Annotated in this window: 3 protein-coding genes; all 3 read right to left on the reverse strand. The window is 71.7% G+C overall.

The features are described from left to right. Positions 1-108: 108 nt before the first annotated feature. Positions 109-615: a GNAT family N-acetyltransferase gene (locus tag JNW98_RS31915; protein WP_223771794.1), complete on the reverse strand. Its 507-nt coding sequence runs from the start codon at positions 613-615 to the stop codon at positions 109-111. Positions 616-700: 85 nt separating this feature from the next. Continuing rightward, positions 701-1,270 carry an RNA polymerase sigma factor gene (locus JNW98_RS31920; RefSeq protein WP_223771795.1) on the reverse strand — a complete coding sequence of 190 codons (570 nt, stop codon included), beginning with the start codon at positions 1,268-1,270 and terminating at the stop codon, positions 701-703. 99 nt (positions 1,271-1,369) lie between these two features. After that, the coding region (locus JNW98_RS31925; protein ID WP_223771796.1) for a glycerophosphodiester phosphodiesterase at positions 1,370-2,477 on the reverse strand (1,108 nt) is incomplete at its 5' end.

Raw genomic sequence — 2,477 nt, forward strand, 5'->3', positions numbered from 1 at the left:
TGTCCTCAAACGCCGGACGGGCTGAATCCAGCCCGTCCGGCGTTTGAGGACAAAGGGGTCTGGGGCGCAGCCCCAGGAAACGGCGAAGGGGCGGGTCCGGGGCAACCCTCACCCGGCCGCGGCCAGCTCCCCCACCTCAGCCGACTTCTCCAGCCTCACCACCGTCAGCGTACGGCTGACCACTTCCGTCCCCACCGCCTCGTACCCCCGCTTCCGGCACAGCCGCAGCGTCAGCTCGCTCCGCCGCCCGACGGCAAGCCGGAAGCGCCGGGCCGAGCCGTCCGTGGCGAGCCGCTCCTCCACGGCGGCGAGGAGCCGGCCGCCCAGGCCGTGCCGCCGCAGCCGCGGGTGGACGATGAGACCGCTGATGGACGCCGTACCGGACGAGGAGTCAACGGCACCGCGCACGGACCCGACGACCTCATCGCCGAGCCGGGCGACCAGCACGCACCCCGCCGCCAGTTCGGCACGCAGCTCACCGAGAGTCTGCGTCAGAGGGTCGAGGGAGTAGTCCCCGTAGAGCTCGGCCTCCCCCTGGTAGCAGAGGTACTGGAGCTTCAGGATCTGTTCGGCGTCGTCCTCGGTCGCCGCCGCGATGGTCACGCTCATACCCATGTGCGCATGCCTCCCCTGGTCAGTCCCGTACGTTCCGTCTGACAGGAGCCGCCGCGGTACACGTCGCCTCCGTGGCGCCTGTTGTCTACCGCTCCTTTCCCCAAGGTCCAGGAGCCGCAATCGCCGCCGTCAGCATTCTGCGCAGGCATCCCAGGCAACGGGAACGGATCGGCCCCAAAGATCCTTGTGAGATACCCAACTCCCCTGCGATTTCTCGGTAGGTCGGGTCTCCGGAGGAGAGAAGGGCGCGCATCAGACCGGGGCAGCGGCCGGGGAGGCGGCGGACCGCGGCGCGGAGTTCGCGGCGGGATTCGGCGGCCAGGACGGCCCGTTCGACACCGGAGTCGAGCGCGCCGGCGTGGTCGGCCGGTTCGGCGGCCACCGGGTCGTAGGGCACCTCGCGGCGGGCGAGGCGGCCCGCGGCGCGGGCCTCGGCGCGGACGACGGCGCGTAACCGGAGGGCGGGCGGCTCGGGGCGGCGCGGGCGGCGGCCCTTCCGCCGGCCGGCGGGACTGCCGTCGTACCGGTCGCTCAGCAGTCGGACCCAGACGGCCTGTTCGAGGTCGGCCGCGTCGATGCCGGCCGCCGGCGCCTCGGCGGCGCATTCGGCGGCCAGCAGCGGCCGGAGCGAGGTGACGAGGTCGTTCGGTGTCATGCCCGGCGGGACGTGGGCCCGCGTCCCGCCGGTTGCCGACCCCCACGGGCGTCACTCGTCCGTGTGGAATCCGTCGGGATTCCCTGGGTAGCGAGGGACTCAGCCCTTGCGGCCCTTCAGGAACTCCTCCCTCGCCACGATCGCCGTGTCGCAGTTGTCGGAGAAGATGCCGTCGATCCCCGTCGCGTAGTACGCCTTGAAGGCGCCGATGGCGTCGCCGTACGCGTTCGGGTCGCTCCCGCGCCGGAAGTCGGCGGGCAGGAAGCTGTTCTCGTTGCGCATGGTGTAGGGATGCAGGACGAGACCGGCCGCGTGCGCGTCACGGACGAGCGTGGTGGGCTTTGTGAGCCGCTCGTTCTTGTCCCGGGGGATGATGAGGTTGAGCCACGGGCCGATGCCCTCGGCGAAGCCGGAGATCCACTTCAGGCCCTTGGGCGTGACGAGGTCCGCGACCGTGCGCGGGTCCTTGGCCTCGACGAAGTCCCAGGGGCGGGTGGGCAGGTCGTCCAGCAGCAGCACCTTCGGGCAGTCGATGCCGAGCCGGCCCAGCCGCTGGAGGCTGCTCGGCTCGAAGGACTGCAGGAACGTATACGAGTTCCGGCCCGCGCGGCCGTACCGGCGCAGCAGCTTCGCGAGCCGCTCCTCCAGGCTCAGGCCGAGCTTGCGGAAGTAGGTGGGGTGCTTGGTCTCGACGTGCAGCCAGATACGGCGGCCGCGCTTGCGCCCCTCCTCGTCGGCCCACTTGAGGACCTCCTCGAAGGTGGGCACGGTCCAGTGGCCGTCGTAGAGGGTGTTGTGCTGCCGGACCTGGGGCAGGCGTTCCTTCGCACGCAGGGTCTTCAGCTCGGCGAGGGTGAAGTCCTCGGTGAACCAGCCGGTGTGGGATTCGCCGTCGACCGTCTTGGTGGTCTTGCGGGAGGCGAACTCGGGACGGGAGGAGACGTCGGTGGTGCCCGTGATGTCGTTCTCGTGGCGACAGACGAGATGGCCGTCCTTGGTGGGGACGACGTCCTGCTCGATGACGTCCGCGCCGTTCTCCAGGGCGAACCGGTAGGAGCCGAGGGTGTGCTCGGGCCGGTATCCGCTGCCGCCGCGGTGTCCGACGACCGTGGGCACCGGCAGGTCCCGCAGGCCGCCGCCGTGGCCGTGCCCGTGGCCCGGCCGCCGGTCGCCGCCCGGCGACGGCGCTGCCGTCGAGGGGGCCGCC

It is taken from the genome of Streptomyces huiliensis, from assembly GCF_020037025.1.
Classification (GTDB): domain Bacteria; phylum Actinomycetota; class Actinomycetes; order Streptomycetales; family Streptomycetaceae; genus Streptomyces; species Streptomyces huiliensis.